The organism is Hyphomonas sp. ske169, assembly GCF_056850855.1.
Genome location: NZ_CP096146.1, coordinates 2,415,775 through 2,432,713, shown reverse-complemented (window position 1 = coordinate 2,432,713; position 16,939 = coordinate 2,415,775). Strand labels below are relative to the sequence as shown.

Genomic DNA, 16,939 nt, shown 5'->3' with positions numbered 1-16,939 from the left:
TTGCGAAGCCCCGCGCCGAGCGGTAATTGAGCGCTCCTGGAATTGGTAAGCCGCGTTAGCTCAGCTGGTAGAGCATCGCATTCGTAATGCGGAGGTCGGGTGTTCAAGTCACCTACGCGGCACCATCATAATTCAATAAAAACAACGCATTAGTCGTTCATGTTCTGAGGCAGATTTTACCTTTCGGCGCATAGAGGCACACATAGGCGCAAAAATACGCATGGAGATTGGTCCAATATTCGTCCAATCAGGACGATTTCTGATTTTTGGGCGCATCAATGCGCTTTGTTTTTATTGGAAATTTTTTCATCGCGAAAAGCTTCACCTCAAACCAGGCGTGATTCGAAAAACCTCCCCTCGTGCGAGGGAGCGGTGACTTCGACTCAATTCGAGTTTGTAACTCCAATCGGCTAGCAGATTCGCAGTACAGGCATCGCAGCAAATTTCGTTTATCTACACTATTGGAGAATCTTCGTAGGTTGGGCGCGCAAAAGTGCCGTTTTCATAATTAAAGTGACCCCAATATGTTGTATCGAGAGTTGACCCACATCGAATATCTGGCGTGCGTTGAGCTGGACGCCAAATTCGACGATAATTCAACTTCTATAGGTTCAGGTTTTATTGTTGGAGATGCTGACAGCTTATATATATGCACCGCGCGGCACGTATTGGACCCTAAGTATCGCCCTCAGAATGATGGATATCGAAACGCCATTATCACGGAATGCCACGTTCGAATTCGCATCCATAAACAAGCAGGATCAATGCTAAATTATCAGCCATATGAATTGGGAGTCCCAAACCCGCAGCTGTTGTTCGACGATCGCGATCATGATGTTTGCGCGATCAAGGTGCCGAAAGCGAACATAAGCTTCAAAAATGGATTTGAACTCACTCACTTTGAGTATGCGGCGTTAGCCAACCAATCACAAATTGCTCAGTACTCAGCTTCGACGCCTGCTTACATCATCGGTTACCCAAAAACCGCACCGCCCGGGCAAAAAATGGCTTCCGGACGCCACGAAAGGATGCCTGTCATCAGGCAAGGCATTTTGGCGACGATCCCCGCTCTGACAACATCTGTGAATGGAGCAATTGGATCTGACTACGGATACCTGGATTGCTATGCTTTGAACGGATTTTCGGGAGGCCCGGTGATCGTCCCGGAGTATGGAATCGAAAAGAAACCTGGTCGACTGATCGCGACAGAGATATTTAGACCAACCCAAATTGTCGGAATGTTGTGCGGCCATTTGCGGAGCAGTGATGATCGCGCCGAAGGAAAGCACTCCGGCCTGAGTTATTATTGTTCGTCAAACACGCTGATCCGATTGCTCGACCAAAACAGATGATGTTCCAAGACACTCGATCACTCGATGCTTGGAAAATTTTTCCAATAAAGTCAGACATTTAGAGAAATTCTTCTGGTCCAATTCTCGTCCAATGAATTTTATACGTAAAATATTCAACAAATTCAAGGCATTACCGACTACGCGACAGCATTCGTAATGCGGAGGTCGGGTGTTCAAGTCACCTACGCGGCACCATTTTTAGTATTTTTATTCAATAACTTCAATTCACTATCAATAATTTTGATATTTGCATCCACCCGATAATCCACCCATTAACCGACCTCCCCCAAAAAATCACCACGGCGAATACAGGCACGAGAACCAAATCTCCTATTTTACGAGTTACAAACTCTATTTACATCGATAGCTCACCTGAAGAATCTCAGGCTGAAAGAATGGCATAAGGCTTCCCGCTCGTGAAATTCGGGCATAAGTATAATTATGACCAGACTCCCGATTTTCACAGAAACCGCAGATGGACAATTGGTGCCGATGAGGCCCAGCGCTCCACCAGACGAAGACAGCCTGCAGGAACTTATCGGACGCTTCCCCGAGATTATATCCGGCGATGGTGAACCCTTGCTCCTGGTTCAACGGGAACAGTCGGTACCGGATACCCTCGAAGGTTCCGCTCGTTGGTCTCTCGATCACCTGTTTGTAAGTCGTGGCGCTGTACCAGTATTAGTGGAAGTAAAGCGAGCAACCGATACTAGAATTCGTCGCGAGGTTATCGGTCAGTTGATGGACTACGCAGCCAACGGGGTCGCCTATTGGCGATCGGGTACTCTCGCTGAGTCGTTCGCGACCCAATCCAGTAAGGATGGCACAGATCCAGATGTGACGTTGTCTCAATTTCTCGATGGCGAAGATGCAGAGGACTTTTGGGCGCAGGTCGATGCGAATTTATCAGCTGGCCGGATCCGGTTGATCGTAGCTGCAGATGTAATACCAAAAGAACTTGCCAGAATTATCGAGTTCTTGAACGAGCAGATGCAATGTACGGTGCTGGCTGTTGAGCTGACTTACTTTGAAGCAGAAGACGGTCGGCGTACACTAGCGCCGAAAGTTATCGGAGAGACCGAGCGCACGGGACTCGCCCAAAAAAAGGGCCGTCCGATTCTCGATCCGATCAGTTTGGAGGAATGGGTCAAGAGGAACATTGCGCCGCAAGGCGAAGCAACATTACGAGGAACACAAGCTTGGATTAACTTCGTCAAGAAGCAGAGAGGTGAAGTCAGCGTCTCAGAGCAACAAGGCTCAATTCTCGCACGCTGGAGGACCGAAGATGGCACAACGACCTGGCCGTTCGTTCTGGGGGCGACCGGACGCCTTGGGACGAGTTTTGGGTGGATCAAATCTCGGCCAGCCTTCAGAAACGAGGAAGTTCGCAGAAGCTACTTACAGAAAATCCATAACGCGGTTGGTGGCTTGAGCACCGACAACACAAACGGGCATCCATCTTTCCGCGTTGAGCGTTTGAGCGAAGAAGCGATTGTAGAAGCGTTTGAAACGTGTGCGACAGACTTAGTGCAACTGGCATTGAAAAGTTAATTGGTATCGGTGACGTTTGAGGCACCACGTCTATACTTCCATCGCTGGGTGCAGACATTAGCTTAACGTCCTGAGCATGTCCCATAACTCACTCTGGCATAGTCCGAAATGAGGGCAGATAGAAACATAAGCTTAGCGGTGTAAGTCGCTCTCATTGAGACAGAATCGAACAATGCGTTGGCGCAAGCGTTTAAGTTAAAACCAACCGAACGAAAAGTCTGGCTTCGACCAAATGTTGTCGCGGTTCTGACCAACTAAAAAAGGATGACCGAATGGCCATCCCTTTTCTAAAAACTGCAATTTGTGATCAGCCTGCCGAATACGGCAAGGATGAGTGGTGCAGATTAATTTTTAAAGCGCCCTCGTCATCCAAGACGTAACCGAAAGTGTATTCCACTTTGGTTTCGTTTCCGTCAGGCCCGGTGAAGTAGTAATTACCCATGGCGGTAGCTGAATCACCGTCTGTATAGATGCCGTTGCTTTCCCAGCGGACATTGGTCCAACCTTTGATCGCAAACCCGCTGTCCTCTGTGCCCTCCGTCCCGATGAAATAGGACAGCGCCTCGTCAAAAGTTTCGCGGAACTGATCATCTGCAGCAAGAGTGGGTTTGAACATCACGGATGTGTCGCCATAGGCGTACAGAGACTCGATGTGCTGTTTGGCGCGCTTTTTGTAGTCGCCATCAGCCGCGTGAACGCTTGAGATAGCTACAATACCTTTACCCCATTCAGTTTGTGCATCGATGATGTCAGCTTTGGTAATACCAGACTCAATTGCTTCCGCACTATCTGCCATCGCCGGGGACATCGCTGAAACGATGGCCAGACCTGCGACACCGCTAAAAACCGCTTTTGATGAGATCTTCATAGTTAGCTCCTTTTGTTATGGCTGGTGCGCGCGAAAGCATCGGTAGTAGAATGTGACCCAGCGTATTCAATGCTATGTCAAAAACAGAACTTCGATTGGGGCGCTCTCACTCGCATGCGATAGCAAGTGGCTTCACATTTAGTGGATTCAAATAGATAAAAGCTATTGATGTTAAAGCTCCAAACTGTTGGCTTTTTCAAGAGTTTTAAACTCGATTGGACTGCATGGGGAACGCGTAGCGCAACCTTAGTCTCGCCAATCTGAAAATTTCACACGGCCTAAACCGTGCGCAAAAGAGATGGTTTCAGATTATGTATCGGATTGAGTCGGGGCGGCGGAGCCTGAACGTATGTGAATATCGCGTTGCGGGAAAGGAATTTCTATACCGGCCTTCTTGAGGGCTGTGAAGATTTTGAACCGCATATCGTTTCGAACGAGCAGAGAATTGTTCGCGTCGCGGATGAAGACCCGCAGCTGCAAGTTAAGTGAGCTGTCAGCGAAATCAGCAAAGTAAACGAACGGCTCAGGTTCCATCAGAATTTGAGGATGGTTTTCGGCACACTCGAGAAGGATCTCGCGCACGTGTTCTGGGTCTGAATCATAGGACACGCCGACAGGGATGATGACGCGCGCAGTGTCGTCTTTGTAGGTCCAGTTTTGAACAGAAGACGAAATCAGTTCAGAGTTCGGAACGATGATGGAGCAGCGGTCGAACGTCTCGATTTCGGTCGACCGAACATTGATTTTCTTCACGCGCCCTTCGCCCGACGCAGTGATCACCCAATCGTCGATTTTGATCGGACGCTCAAACAGAAGGATGAGCCCCGAGACGAAGTTATTGACGATACTCTGTAATCCAAAGCCGATGCCGACCGACAATGCACCCGCGATGATGGCGAGGTTTGAGAGGTTGAAGCCAAGCGCCGAGACGCCGGTAAAGAAGGCGATCAGCAGTCCTACATAGCCGACCAGTGTTTTTAGTGAATGCCGGATGCCCGGGTTGAGGCGGGTCATTGGAAGGATGCGATTCTCTAGAACGCGCTGTGCCAATCTCGTCAGGACCAGGATCGCTATGACGAGGAGCAATCCATAAATTAGATTTGATGGTGAAACTTGTATCGCGCCGATCGAGAACCCGGACATAAAGTTCAAGGCCATGGTCCGGATCTCCGTCCATTCCATGCCAAATATGGCGAGGATCACTGGCAGAGATGCTAGCGCCACTAGAATGTCGACGGAGAGCCGGGTCCAAAACCCGATTATGTCATCCGCAGGTGTTTCGTTCCTAGTCTTCCCGAAAGTGATGCGTTCGACGGCCAACAGCGTCCAGCTGCCCAGGAATTTGCGGAGCAAGAACGCATAGCCCAGGAAGAGCGCAAAATAAGCGGCTTTTTCAAAGACCCATCGCGATAGCGCTGCATAGCCCAGCAGGCTTGCTACGACCATGATCGCTGCGGGCAGCAGCAAGAGCAGCTGAGCGATCGTTTTCCCTAGACCGCTTCTTTGTGAAACCGGCCCGGCCGTTTCGAGCGTAGAGGCCTGATTGGTATCATGCTGTATGCGATGAAGCCTGCGATAGAGCGAGACCATTACTAACCCAAAGATGATTGCTGCGATCAGAGTTTCCAGTCTGAGAAGCGCTCCAAATTCTTCTCTGCCGATGAGCGCAACGAGGATCTGGTCGATCGCAAACAGGGCCGTCACGGAAATGGCTGCTAGGTGAGCACCAGAGGCCGTTTCGTTCGAGATTTTGAAGGTTCGCCAATGATCATTGTCGGGTGCGAACAAGCCACGAGAGATCGCGTTCGCGCAGAGCAGGGCAAAGACCGCCTGCGCAATTTGGTTCAGGGTCTCCCGATACGTCTCTCCGACAAAGCCTGTCTCGAGTATGAGGCGGTGCGCCGCAAAAACGCTCAGCGCTGCGAGTATAATCCGTGTCGATGTTCGGGTCAGCGCAATCGCGGGAGGCCCCGCAGGCGTCATTTCGCGTTTTGGCAGTTGCCGCCACAACTGGTTCGCGACACGGTCTTTGATTGGGATATTGATCAGGAACAGGATGACCCCGCTGCCGAGCAGCAGCCATACAAGCGTCAGGGAAGAACGCGCTTCACTTGCTTCAGCGGCGTCGGAACCTGTAAGCCAGACACGGCCCTTTTGGATGGATTGGGTCAGCTCCGTCGACGCTGTGGAGAGTTCGCTTGGTAAGTAAGGTGGCGGCGCACGGTCTAGAATTCTGGAGAGAAACGCGTCGGTGAGTTGTTGTGCAGACTCTTCCAAAAGGCTGTCGATTTGTTGTTTCAACGCGCTGGCTAGAACCGAAAGTCGATCATATTCCGCGATCCGGTCGGCATAGTTCCGCCTGAGATCTGCGACAGCAGCTGGCTCGCTTCCATTCTCGGGTGACGGCCCAAGCACCCCTAAATCGACCTCGAGTTGCGACTTCGAAGCGCGAAAGCTGCGTTGTAACTCTTCTAACTGAACGCGATTTTCCTGGAGCGTCAGGCGGGCTGCAGAGATGGCGGATGTATCGGGCGCTGAGGCAAGATCGGCTTTCGCACCTTCCACTTCAGTTTGAAGGGTATTGAAGCGTTCCGTCGCAGTCGTTGCATCCTGCGCCAATGCGCTCGTGCAAAAAACCAGTGTTGTGAGGAGCACCAAAAACCATCGATACATATCTTGCTAAAAACTCCCAGCTTCGGTCGTGGACTCTAACCGCGATTAAAGGAAATACCAGCGCGCCCTTGACAATTTCAGTTAGAGTTATAATGTTTAGAGAACGAAAGAAAAGAGGTCTAAACAATAAATGGCTGAACCAGCCGCACTTATCGAAACGTCACAAAGCGATCGGGTTTTGATTTCCATTCGGCAAATCATCCGCGCTGTAGACATTCATTCAAAGCGCCTCGTGCGCGAAACGGGTTTGTCTGCGCCCCAATTGGTCGTGTTGCGGTCTATCGATGAGTTAGGTGAAGTGACAACGCGGGCTTTATCGCTCCATGTCAGCCTTAGTCAGCCAACTGTGACCACCATTCTCGATCGCCTTGAGTCTAAAGGCTTGGTCGAACGGTATCGCAGCCAAAGAGACCGCCGCGTCGTGCATACCAAACTCACGCGTGACGGAAAGAAGGCCCTAAATACCGCGCCGCCGCTTCTCCAAGAAGCTTTTACGGATGCTTTCGAAGCGCTCTCCAAGACGCGCCGTAATGACATTGTCTCTGCCGTGAGTGATCTTGCGCAGATGATGCGGGCCGATGACCTTGATGCATCGCCGGTCCTGACCACCGCTGCGACCGCACGAACATAGATCTTCGTCGCCGGACGCTGGCAGCATCACAATCACCATCGTGCGCTCCGTGTTTTTACGCGTCGAGTGCCAACACGAAAGAAAGGAACACCTCATGACCAATACGGTTCTAATGACACGCAACGAAACACTAGACATCGACACCGATGTGAAAGCTGAAAATCGCACCGCCATTGCCGGCATGCTCAGCAAAGTGCTGGCATCGACTTACATCCTCTATCACAAGACCCAAGGCTTCCACTGGAATGTGACAGGCCCGATGTTTCTGAGCGTGCACGAGCTCACAGAGCGCCATTACAAGGACTTGGCGAAAGGCATCGATGATCTCGCAGAGCGTATTCGAACACTCGGTGAACCTGCCCCGATGGGTTTGACCGGCTACATCAATGATAGCAAAATCCCGGATCAGCCCGAGTTTCCAACCGTCGGACAAATGCTCGAAACCTTGGCGCAAGACCATTTGACGGTCGCCGATGAGATGCGCGGCATCGTCGAGGCGGCGGAAAAACTGAAAGACGTTTACACAGCCGACTTACTGACGGCGCGGATTGGCGAGCACGAAGAGGCCGCCTGGATGCTGAAAGCGCTCGCCGCTTCTTAAAGCGCGACTTTTGGCCGAACACTGGAATAAGGAGACAAACTCAATGTCGATTGAACTGACACAGAACGAAGCCCGTCAGGGTAAAACGAAGAAGAATATGCCCCTCGTCCTAGGGGTATCCACGGCCAGTGCAGCTGCCGCGATGCTCGCAATTTTCGGGATCGCACTGCTGTAAAACCTGGGGGAGCCGCATGGGAGGCGGTCGGGGCCAGTCCTTTTGGGGGCTGGCCCCTTTTTCTATAGCCAATCCGCTTTTCGAAAAAGGTAGAGCAACCCGCCCGTGAGCGCGACGAGCGCAGCACAGAAAAGCGCGAATGCATACGGACTTTCGACGCCTGGCATACCGCCAATATTCACACCAAAGAGACCTGTGAAGAAGCCAAGCGGCAAGAAAACCGCTGAAATGATTGCCAGCACGAACAGGCGTTGATTCATCGCTTCCGCGCGCTGCTCAACAATCTGTTCCTGAATGACCACAGCGCGTTCTCGGGCGAGGTCCAAATCCTCGGCGAGGCGTGTGGTAATGTCCTGGATCTCGCGCAATCGCAGTTTGGCTTCGTCGCTCAGAAACGCTCCGCCCTCTCTCACCAGCGAAGACAGAGCCTCTTTTTGAGGGGCAATGTAGCGCCGAAGTGAAAGAGCCGATCGGCGGAAATGCGCAAGCTTCTGTTTCGGGGCGGGCGTGTTCTGATCGAGCCAATCCTCTTCCAGCTCGTCGGCTTCTTCTTCCAGCTTGGCGACAATCGGTTCCAGTCGGAACGTGAGCCGATCCGCAATAAACGTCACCAAATCACCATGCGTCTCAGGTGGCTTATTGGTTCGATATAGATCGGCGAGATCATCGATCGCCCGGATAGGGTGTGCCCGCGTTGTGATAACGAGGTCGTCGGTGGCCCAAATCCGAATGGAAATCATATCGGTTGGCTCTGCGCCTGGATTGAGGTTGGCGCCGCGCAAATTGAGCAAAATGCCGTTTTCGTAACGTGCCGCTCTCGGGCGGGTGTCTTCCTGAAACAGGATACCGACAATGAGTGGATCAAGTCCGCTAACACTCTCCAGCCAAGTCCTCGCTTCGTCTGATTTACGATCCATGTGAAGCCATAAGCGACCCCGATTTTCGGACTCAAGTTCACCCGTCAGATCGTTCCATTGCAACGATCTGACATCGCCGTCTGAATTCGCCGAAAAGCCTATGATAAGTGGATCTTGCACTGTGTCCGACAATTAGCTCGCCTCTTTATTTTGTGCTTAAGCGTTGACCGGTGTTACTCGAATTCCGATTGGCGAGCATCTGTGGACGGCGGCCCCTTGGCAAGAGATTTTAGTTGGTCATCTGCAGGTTGGCCGTTAGCGGGCATCTGTTCGGCCTATTCGAGCGGCATTCAGACGCCGCTGGCCATCATGCGTTCCGCAAGATGAGGTTCCTTACAAAAGCACGCACTCAAGGGTGCTTGCTCGCAGGTGGATTGTCCTCACTTGTTGAACCTACGGGTCTGCATGACCTCCTTATGCTCTCACCAATCTCGTTTGCGCCTGTTCAGCGCGGCGACTTTATGCCGGCATTAGCTTTGCCGGATTGAACTTCTCTCCTTTGACCATCAGGGCCCAGATCATGCGGCCCATCTTGTTGGCCATGGCGATCGCAACCACCATCATCGGTTTACGCTCGAGCAAACGGCTAAGCCATGGATGCTTCGTGAAGCCGAGCTGTTTCGCTCGGATGATCATCGACATCGCGCCAGTAACCAGTAAGCGCCTCAGCTCCGGGTTGCCCTTCTTGGTGATCTTCCCGAGCCGCTCTCGCCCGCCACTGGAATGCTGTTTAGGCACAAGCCCGACCCAGGCGGAGAATGCGCGACCGGATTTGAAGATCTTTGGATCGGGTACTTCAGCGACCACACGTGTTGCGATGACCGGTCCGACGCCGGGTATCGTTTCCAGTCGCTGGCAGATGGCATTGGCTTTATGGGCCTTGAGGATCTTGCGATCCGTTTCCAAGATTTGCCGCTTCACGTGTCGGAGCTCGCTGGCGAGCGGCAGCAGGCACTCCCGCGCCAGGTCGGGGATGCGATCATCCTGATCGTCAGCCAGCGTGTCGAGGATGGCTTCAACGCCCATCCGCCCTCTGGAAGCGACGATACCGAACTCAGCCAAGTAGCCCCGTAATGTGTTGATCAGCCGGGTCGATAAACGCACCCAATGATCGCGTACACCATGCAGGGCAAGGAGCGCCTGTTGATCTGGTGTTTTGATAGGAACGAACCGCATCGTTGGCCGGGTGACGGCTTCGCAGATCGCTTCCGCATCACGCATATCGTTCTTCTGGCTCTTGAGATACGGCTTCACAAACTGGGGCGCCATCAGCTTCACTTCATGCCCAAGTGCGCTCAGCTCACGGCCCCAATAGTGCGCTGTTGCGCAGGCTTCCATGCCGACCAAACACGGTTCCAACTGATTGAAAAAGGCGAGGACTCGCGACCGGCTGAGTTTGCGACGAACGACAACCTCACCCTCCGTGTTGATACCGTGAACCTGAAAAACCGACTTGGCTAAATCTAGGCCAATAACTGTGATACTCTTATCCATAGGCGTGCTCCTAATGTTGGCGGTGTGGATACCTTCACATTACCAGCTCAGTAGAGCTGGGTGGGACACGCCGTCCACAGCATCAAAAGCAGATGGGGTGGATGGCTCCTGCTCCCGGCGTCGCAATGCGCCATAATACGCAGTCACCATCAGAGTGCTGCAACTAAGAGGAGCCACCCACATGCATGTTATCACAATCGGCATCGATCTGGCCAAGACGATTTTTCAAGTTCATGGCGTGACTGAAGACGGGGGCGTTGCCTTCAATCGCTCGCTTCGCCGTCATCAAGTCTTGCCGTTCCTAGCAAAACTGGACCCGTGCCTGGTTGGCATGGAAGCTTGCAGCACCAGTCATCATTGGGCTCGCGAGATCAGTAAGCTTGGCCATCAGGTGAAGCTAATGCCGCCCGCCTATGTGAAGCCCTATGTCAAACGCGGAAAGACGGACGCGGCGGACGCTGAAGCGATCTGTGAGGCCGTCACGCGGCCAACGATGCGGTTCGTGTCGATCAAGTCTCCGGACCAGCAGGCTCTACTCAGCCAACATCGTGCGCGTCAGCTGCTGATCGGACAGCGCACCCAGCTCTCAAACATGATCCGCGGTCTGCTCGGGGAGTTTGGATATGTTGTTCGCAAAGGGCTGAACCATATCCGAGATTTTGCTGAAGGCCTTCAGGCTGGCAATGGCCCAGCATTGCCGTCTGCGGCGCAAACGGTCATCCTATCTTTGTGCGAGCAACTCTTGCTTCTGCATGCACGGATCAAAGACCTGGAGGCGGAGATCTTCGCCGCGTCGCGCACAGACAAACGGGTGAAGCTGTTAGAGACCATTCCGGGCATAGGGCCAGTCACCGCGTCAGCGATCGTTGCGACCGTCGGATCACCCCATCAGTTTAAGTCGGGGCGTGAGTTTGCGGCCTGGCTCGGCCTGACGCCGCTCAATCGATCAAGCGGCGGAAAGGAACGATTGGGTCGGATCTCCAAAATGGGTGATCGGTATCTCCGCGCCTTGCTGGTTGCTGGCATGACATCGCGCGTCCGTGCAGCCCGCGCACGTCCAGATCGAGTTGACCCCTGGCTCGTCTCTTTGCTGGAGCGAAAGCCAGTTCGGCTCGCCACGGTCGCAATGGCGAACAAGGCGGCAAGGATCATCTGGGCCGTGCTGACACGCGGTGAACCCTACCGAGCATCTGTCACCGCATAGGAGAGAAGGACAACCAAGTTTGCAAGGACGATGAGAAGTGATGGCAATCCGGGTCAGACCGGGGATCAGGAAAACCCGCCTAATGTCGAGGACATTAAATGTCCGCAAACCAGAATGGGACCAGATCCGCGGAAACCATCAAGGCCAGAGGCACAAACGCCTCATTAATAGGCCGGACACAAGACTGTACCTGACCATGCTCGCCGAAACTTCAAAAAGCCCTTGCATCGCAGGAGCCATCCACACAAGACATTAGCTCAGCGGCTTAAGTCGCCCGATGGTGTTGAAAAACTCCGAGTCAAAGTGGCCGAATTCTGATTCAGTGATTTTCGTGCAGATCGAGGAGATGCGCGATGATGGGACGATTGGACGAAGACGGTGCAAAGCTGTTCTATGAGTTCTCACTGGAAGAGATGGTTCCGGCAGATCATTTGCTGCGCAAGATTGGCCGCTTCCTCGATTTCGATGACATCCGGGCGCACCTAAAGCCCTTCTATAGTCACACGGGCCGCCCATCGGTTGACCCGGAACTTATGTGCCGGATGCTGATCGTTGGATACTGCTATGGCATCCGATCGGAGCGGCGCTTGTGCGAAGAAGTTCATCTGAACCTCGCCTATCGATGGTTTTGCAAGCTTGGCATTGAAGACAAGGTCCCGAACCACTCAACTTTTTCCAAAGCACGTCATGGCCGGTTCCGTGAGAGTGACTTGTTTCGGAAACTGTTCGAGCAAGTCGTGTTGTGCTGCATGTCCGAGGGCTTGGTCAAAGGCGAGGGCTTTGCGGTTGATGCCAGTCTGATCCGCGCGGATGCGAGTGAAGACCGCGCTGTTGAGAAGGGCGAGCCTGTTGACTGGTCAGACCCAAAGATCGCTTCGCGCCCGGTGACAGAATATCTTGATGCGATCGATCAGACCGAGACTGAAAATAGCACGCCACGCAAGAAGGTATCCCTCACCGATCCGATAGCGCGTTGGACCGCTGCGGTTGGCGGCAAAGCCCGGTTTACCTGGTCAACCAATTACCTTTGGATGTTGAGACATCGGTTATTATGGACGTGGAAGCCACGCCGGCTCATCGCACCGCTGAAGTCGATGCTGCGAAGCTTATGATCAACCGGACCGAGGATAGGTTTGGGCTCAAGCCCAAACGCCTGATGGGAGATGGAGCTTATGGTGCCGGTGAAATCCTTGCTTGGATGGTCGATAAAAAGAAGATCGCTCCACATGTCGCGCTGCTTGAGCCGCCCGGCGCGCCGACGACAAACTTCACCGTCAAAGACTTCGTGTATGATCAGGACCGTGATCTTTACACTGCCCGAATGGCAAAGAGCTGCGCCATCAACGACGAAACTATAAGGTGCCGCGATCAGGCATCACGAAAGACAAGAAACGAATGTACAGATCGAGCAGCTCAGACTGCGCGGTCTGTCCGCTGAAAGACAAATGCTGTCCCAACGCGCGTAACAAACGTGTTGGTCGATCCATCTATGAGCATGCCAGAGACGAAGTCAGGCGCCTGAGAGAAACGGATGAATACGAGCAATCGAGGCGAGATCGAAAGAAGGTCGAGATGAGCTTCGCGCATCTGAAATGCCAACATGGCTTGCGCCGATTACGATTACGCGGCCCCACTGGAGCCAATGACGAATTTCTCCTCGCTGCCACCACCCAAAACCTCAGAAAACTCGCCAGATACGCCCCGAAACCGTCTACCACCCTCCAAAACGCCGCGTGATACGGTCGAGAAGAGCGAACACCCTGCAGAAAAAGAGGCCTGAACACGATCGAAGAGGAAAGCCCGCGCTCTAGCAGCAGAGTTTTTCAACAGAATTGCCCTAAAAAGGACCCTAGCAAGACCAGCATCACTGGATTCTGTTATCAATCGGCCAGGTATTTTGCACGGGGGCGGATGACTTTTCCGCTTTGAGCCTGCTCGATTGCATGCGCGATCCAACCGACCATGCGCCCCGCTGCGAAAATTAGGAATGGGGCATCGTCGGGCAGATCGAGTGTTAAGCAAAGCGCCGCAAGCGCCATGTCTATGTTGGCCCGGTCTTCGCCGAGGCGTTCGGCCTGGAGAATGGCGCGCTTTAGGCGTGGTTCTGGTTTGGTCCATTTTATGATGGCTTTGGCGCGAGGATCCCCCTTTGGATATAGCGCGTGGCCGATCGCCGGAATGTCTCGGGAGTTCGTGTTGAGTTTTGATCCGGGCATCGCCGCCGTGTTGCTGAGTTGTTGCTTCAGATAGGACAAGGCCCGCGCCGAGGCCTCGCCATGCCGTGGCCCGGTCAATGTTGCGTAACCAGAAAGGGCGCACGCGGCTAAGCAAGCACCCGTCGAGGCGGTCACCCGCGCGGCAAAGGAGGATGGATTAAGTTCATGGTCTGAGACCAGAACTAAGGTGCGACGCAACAGGTCGGTGCCGTTTGGGTCGAGCTTCCAATATCGCGCGAGGCGCTGATGGAACAAACCTCGCCCCGTTTTACCAGACACAGAGTCTGAGAAGCCAATCAAGAGCGATGCGCCGCGTCTTGCGATCTCATCTTCGTGCGCGATTGGTGTGTCTTGAGAGGCCGCCATTTGGGCGAGATAGTTAAAGGCCCTCTCCTTACCGGTGGTGCCTGGAATTGCGATCTCTGGCGTGTGTTCAGGGTGTAATGGATCGCATTGCCAGAGCCGGGCGGCGATGTCCTCAACGGTTGCATGTTCGGCGAGCTTAACGGCGTCGACCCCGCGATAGATCAGTCGACCGTTTCGGATTGTGGTGATTTTGGTTTCCATCACCGGGTCGCCCCAAGCAATAGCCGCAGTGGCAATGTCCGATCGAGAGCGCCCGCGCCGACGGCGCTTCACCAGAGCATCGATATCGACCTCTGAATATAGACTCGCGCGCGGATCATCGGGATGCGTTTGCGCGGAAATTTGCCCACGACTGACATAAGCATAAAGCGTCTGGGCTTTGACCCCTAGCTTGTGCAAAGCAGCTTCACGATCCAACCAAGACATATATTGATTATGTTGATCAAGATTGACGCTGTCCAGCTGTTTTCCGACATAGGCTCAAAACAGACAGGAGAAGATTATGGATTCAGGATTAGAAAATGTAGTCGCGGCCGAGACGGCGCTTTCAGATGTCAAAGGCGATATTGGGGAGCTGATCATCAAAGGCTGGTATGTCGAAAAACTCGCAACATCTTTGGCGTATGAGGACGTCACGCACCTTTTGTGGCGATCTGCCTTTGAAGATGTGCCATCGGTGCAAGAGCTTGGCGCACGGATGGGAGCGGCGAGGGTGGAAGCGTTCAAACGTTTGCCCGATGTGACGTCTCATTCGGACATCATTCAGTATTTAAGACGCGGCTGGGCCAATGAGCGAGATGACGAGACGCTCGACACTGCGATTGCACTAGCTGCGAGCGGTCTGGTTTACACCGCTGCGGCGGTGAGACTGGCTGCTGGTGAAGTGCCGATTGCGCCCGATGCGCGTTTATCGTCTTCCGCCGATTTCCTCAAAATGATCACGGGGACCGTGCCGCAGGCGCATACCGCACGGGCGCTCGACGCCTATTTGGTGACGATTTGCGATCATGGATTGAATGCATCGACCTTTGCGGCGCGCGTGGTCTCGTCGACGCGGGCCGGGCTGGCATCGGCGGTCCTGGGCGGCTTGTCGGCGCTGAAAGGTCCGCTGCACGGCGGAGCCCCTGGGCCGGTGCTGGATATGCTGGACGAGATTGGTGAGGTGGCGAATGCCGAGGCTTGGATTGATCAGGCCTTGGCAAACGGAGAGCGATTGATGGGCTTTGGTCACCGCGTTTATCGGGCGCGGGACCCTCGCGCAGATGCGCTGAAAACCGCGGCCGGTCGCTTGCCGGGTACGGCGGGCCGGATCGCATATGCTGAGCACATTGAACGCGAAGTGCTCGGAAAGCTACGCAACAAATACCCAGATCGGTCGCTAGAAACGAATGTTGAGTTCTATACAGCGATTTTACTGGAGGCGTTAGACATTCCGCGCCAAGCCTTCACCGCGACATTTGCTTGTGGGCGGGTGCTTGGATGGATCGCGCATGCCCGTGAACAGATTTCTGAAGGCCGAATTGTACGCCCAAAATCAATCTATACAGGGCCTATGCCAGAACTGACAAATGCATGAAATCTAGTATTTCGAATAACCGGAGCGGCTTAAATTCGCTCCACAACAGCCTCTCGTCTAAGCGGCGGGATGCGCCCTAGTTAAGACGCCCGGCGAGTTTAGTGGTGCGATTGTTCCGGCCTGATTACGCACGCGGTGGGTTTATTCGTTCTCGAGTAACGACGACTTTCGCGGTCGGGTCTAAGAAGGCGTTGGGTGCATCTTCCCAATCTGCCACCAGCGTCGTGACAAGTTCAGGCTTGAACGCGCCGGACTTTGTGAGTTCCAATATGTCCGGCAGGGATGCGCTAACGTCAGCTAGTCCCGTTTCGAATGAGAGCGATTTTACATACATTTCCCAGACCGGCATCGGCGTTGATTTCCGAAAATAGAAAAAAGCGTTTGTACAGACTCCCCCCGGAGAGAGAGAACGAATGGCAAAATCGAGCGCTCCTGGAAGCCCGCTTGCATCGAAGCTGATTGGATACCGCTTTCCACTGGAAAGCCGCTCGCGATACGATTTCTTCCCTGGCTTGATTTCAACCGGATTTGCGCCGACCCGCTCCGCAATCTCCAGAGAATGTCTATCTGAGCTAACGAAGTCTACTCGTTCGGCCCCCATCGCGACTGCGAGCGCCGCTCCATACAAGCCGACGCTTCTTGCCCGCCCACCAACGACTAAAACCGGTGCTCCGGGATTGCGTTTCAGGTGTGGTCCAACCCCACGCCATCCGTCTGGAATATTATCACTCGCGCTTGCGAGCGCAATTGGGTCGACTCCATCAGGCACCTGAACGAGCATGTGCTCTGCATGTGGAATCCGAACGATGTCGCTCATTGCACCTCCCCAAGCCCCCGTTGGATCCCCAAAGCCGTAAGCAGAGATTGGCGCCGGTCTGTCCGTATCGCACTGTGCCGTTCGACCCGACTGGCAGGTCAAACACTTGCCGCATGAAACCTGGAACGGAACGATCACCACGTCACCGATATTTACTCCTCGGACATCAGCCCCGACCGCGATGACCTCGGCGACACATTCGTGCCCGTATGGAAAAGGCCCTTTGAACGGTTGTTTTCCGAGGTCGTACTTAATGCGAGGATCAAACCAATGCAGCTCCGCAGCGAGGCGCAAAGGTGCAGTCAGGCTTCGGTTCAGGAATGCGGTATCGAGATCGCATCGCGCCACCGCAAATGGGCGGACCAATGCATCGGTTGATGCTTGCAAAACGAGATCGTCCGCTTCACGCCACTCAAGCGTTCTCTTCTTAATAAACATGAGTTGGCGCATGATCTTCTCCGCAGTATGGTGATTGACATATTATGGTGATTGACATAT

13 protein-coding genes, 1 tRNA gene and 1 pseudogene are annotated in these 16,939 nt (G+C 53.6%); 9 read left to right on the top strand and 6 right to left on the bottom strand.

What is annotated here, in order from left to right:
• Positions 1-49 precede the first annotated feature (49 nt).
• The 3 genes from MY069_RS11785 to MY069_RS11775 all read left to right on the top strand — a co-directional run bounded on the left by MY069_RS11785 (position 50) and on the right by MY069_RS11775 (position 2,903).
• Positions 50-125: transfer RNA gene (locus tag MY069_RS11785), tRNA-Thr, on the top strand.
• A 399-nt stretch (positions 126-524) separates the two neighbouring features.
• The gene (locus MY069_RS11780; protein ID WP_482793980.1) at positions 525-1,352 is read left to right on the top strand and encodes a S1 family peptidase; all 828 of its coding nucleotides are present in this window, start codon (positions 525-527) and stop codon (positions 1,350-1,352) included.
• Positions 1,353-1,793: 441 nt separating this feature from the next.
• Positions 1,794-2,903 carry a hypothetical protein gene (locus MY069_RS11775; RefSeq protein WP_482793979.1) on the top strand — a complete coding sequence of 370 codons (1,110 nt, stop codon included), beginning with the start codon at positions 1,794-1,796 and terminating at the stop codon, positions 2,901-2,903.
• Between the two features lie 307 nt (positions 2,904-3,210).
• Here the strand turns inward: MY069_RS11775 and MY069_RS11770 are convergent, their stop codons facing one another.
• Together MY069_RS11770 and MY069_RS11765 are read right to left on the bottom strand one after the other, a co-directional pair.
• Entirely contained in the window at positions 3,211-3,771 is a 561-nt protein-coding gene (locus MY069_RS11770; RefSeq protein WP_482793978.1) for a phosphoribosyl-AMP cyclohydrolase, read from the bottom strand.
• A 309-nt stretch (positions 3,772-4,080) separates the two neighbouring features.
• Positions 4,081-6,444, bottom strand: a complete 2,364-nt coding sequence (locus MY069_RS11765) for a mechanosensitive ion channel family protein (RefSeq protein ID WP_482793977.1) — start codon at positions 6,442-6,444, stop codon at positions 4,081-4,083.
• 130 nt (positions 6,445-6,574) lie between these two features.
• Here MY069_RS11765 and MY069_RS11760 point away from each other — a divergent pair, with 130 nt between their 5' ends.
• From MY069_RS11760 to MY069_RS11750, 3 genes are all read left to right on the top strand, one after another.
• The gene (locus MY069_RS11760) at positions 6,575-7,075 is read left to right on the top strand and encodes a MarR family winged helix-turn-helix transcriptional regulator (protein WP_482793976.1); all 501 of its coding nucleotides are present in this window, start codon (positions 6,575-6,577) and stop codon (positions 7,073-7,075) included.
• A gap of 94 nt (positions 7,076-7,169) precedes the next feature.
• Positions 7,170-7,676: a Dps family protein gene (locus tag MY069_RS11755; protein ID WP_482793975.1), complete on the top strand. Its 507-nt coding sequence runs from the start codon at positions 7,170-7,172 to the stop codon at positions 7,674-7,676.
• Positions 7,677-7,719: 43 nt separating this feature from the next.
• On the top strand, positions 7,720-7,851 hold the full coding sequence (locus MY069_RS11750) for a hypothetical protein (protein WP_482793974.1): 132 nt from the start codon (positions 7,720-7,722) through the stop codon (positions 7,849-7,851).
• Positions 7,852-7,913: 62 nt separating this feature from the next.
• Here MY069_RS11750 and MY069_RS11745 read toward each other — a convergent pair whose 3' ends face one another.
• Together MY069_RS11745 and MY069_RS11740 are read right to left on the bottom strand one after the other, a co-directional pair.
• Complete coding sequence (locus MY069_RS11745; RefSeq protein WP_482793973.1) at positions 7,914-8,768, bottom strand: zinc transporter ZntB; 855 nt, start codon at positions 8,766-8,768, stop codon at positions 7,914-7,916.
• Between the two features lie 459 nt (positions 8,769-9,227).
• On the bottom strand, positions 9,228-10,262 hold the full coding sequence (locus MY069_RS11740; protein WP_482793972.1) for an IS110 family RNA-guided transposase: 1,035 nt from the start codon (positions 10,260-10,262) through the stop codon (positions 9,228-9,230).
• 181 nt (positions 10,263-10,443) lie between these two features.
• Here MY069_RS11740 and MY069_RS11735 point away from each other — a divergent pair, with 181 nt between their 5' ends.
• Entirely contained in the window at positions 10,444-11,466 is a 1,023-nt protein-coding gene (locus tag MY069_RS11735) for an IS110 family RNA-guided transposase (RefSeq protein ID WP_482793971.1), read from the top strand.
• Between the two features lie 353 nt (positions 11,467-11,819).
• A pseudogene (locus tag MY069_RS11730) lies at positions 11,820-13,203 on the top strand (transposase).
• A gap of 143 nt (positions 13,204-13,346) precedes the next feature.
• On the opposite strand, the gene MY069_RS11725 reads toward MY069_RS11730, so the two are convergent.
• Positions 13,347-14,474, bottom strand: coding sequence for a citrate synthase (locus MY069_RS11725; protein ID WP_482793970.1), 1,128 nt, complete (start codon positions 14,472-14,474; stop codon positions 13,347-13,349).
• A gap of 76 nt (positions 14,475-14,550) precedes the next feature.
• On the opposite strand from MY069_RS11725, the gene MY069_RS11720 reads away from it, so the two are divergent.
• Positions 14,551-15,624: a citrate synthase/methylcitrate synthase gene (locus MY069_RS11720; RefSeq protein WP_482793969.1), complete on the top strand. Its 1,074-nt coding sequence runs from the start codon at positions 14,551-14,553 to the stop codon at positions 15,622-15,624.
• A 124-nt stretch (positions 15,625-15,748) separates the two neighbouring features.
• Here the strand turns inward: MY069_RS11720 and MY069_RS11715 are convergent, their stop codons facing one another.
• Entirely contained in the window at positions 15,749-16,891 is a 1,143-nt protein-coding gene (locus tag MY069_RS11715; protein ID WP_482793968.1) for a zinc-dependent alcohol dehydrogenase, read from the bottom strand.
• Positions 16,892-16,939: the final 48 nt, after the last annotated feature.

Coding starts and splice junctions, on each gene's coding strand:
- MY069_RS11780 (WP_482793980.1), top strand. CDS start 525: ATGTTGTATCGAGAGTTGACCCACATCGAATATCTGGCGTGCGTTGAG.
- MY069_RS11775 (WP_482793979.1), top strand. CDS start 1,794: ATGACCAGACTCCCGATTTTCACAGAAACCGCAGATGGACAATTGGTG.
- MY069_RS11770 (WP_482793978.1), bottom strand. CDS start 3,771: ATGAAGATCTCATCAAAAGCGGTTTTTAGCGGTGTCGCAGGTCTGGCC.
- MY069_RS11765 (WP_482793977.1), bottom strand. CDS start 6,444: ATGTATCGATGGTTTTTGGTGCTCCTCACAACACTGGTTTTTTGCACG.
- MY069_RS11760 (WP_482793976.1), top strand. CDS start 6,575: ATGGCTGAACCAGCCGCACTTATCGAAACGTCACAAAGCGATCGGGTT.
- MY069_RS11755 (WP_482793975.1), top strand. CDS start 7,170: ATGACCAATACGGTTCTAATGACACGCAACGAAACACTAGACATCGAC.
- MY069_RS11750 (WP_482793974.1), top strand. CDS start 7,720: ATGTCGATTGAACTGACACAGAACGAAGCCCGTCAGGGTAAAACGAAG.
- MY069_RS11745 (WP_482793973.1), bottom strand. CDS start 8,768: ATGGATCGTAAATCAGACGAAGCGAGGACTTGGCTGGAGAGTGTTAGC.
- MY069_RS11740 (WP_482793972.1), bottom strand. CDS start 10,262: ATGGATAAGAGTATCACAGTTATTGGCCTAGATTTAGCCAAGTCGGTT.
- MY069_RS11735 (WP_482793971.1), top strand. CDS start 10,444: ATGCATGTTATCACAATCGGCATCGATCTGGCCAAGACGATTTTTCAA.
- MY069_RS11725 (WP_482793970.1), bottom strand. CDS start 14,474: ATGTCTTGGTTGGATCGTGAAGCTGCTTTGCACAAGCTAGGGGTCAAA.
- MY069_RS11720 (WP_482793969.1), top strand. CDS start 14,551: ATGGATTCAGGATTAGAAAATGTAGTCGCGGCCGAGACGGCGCTTTCA.
- MY069_RS11715 (WP_482793968.1), bottom strand. CDS start 16,891: ATGCGCCAACTCATGTTTATTAAGAAGAGAACGCTTGAGTGGCGTGAA.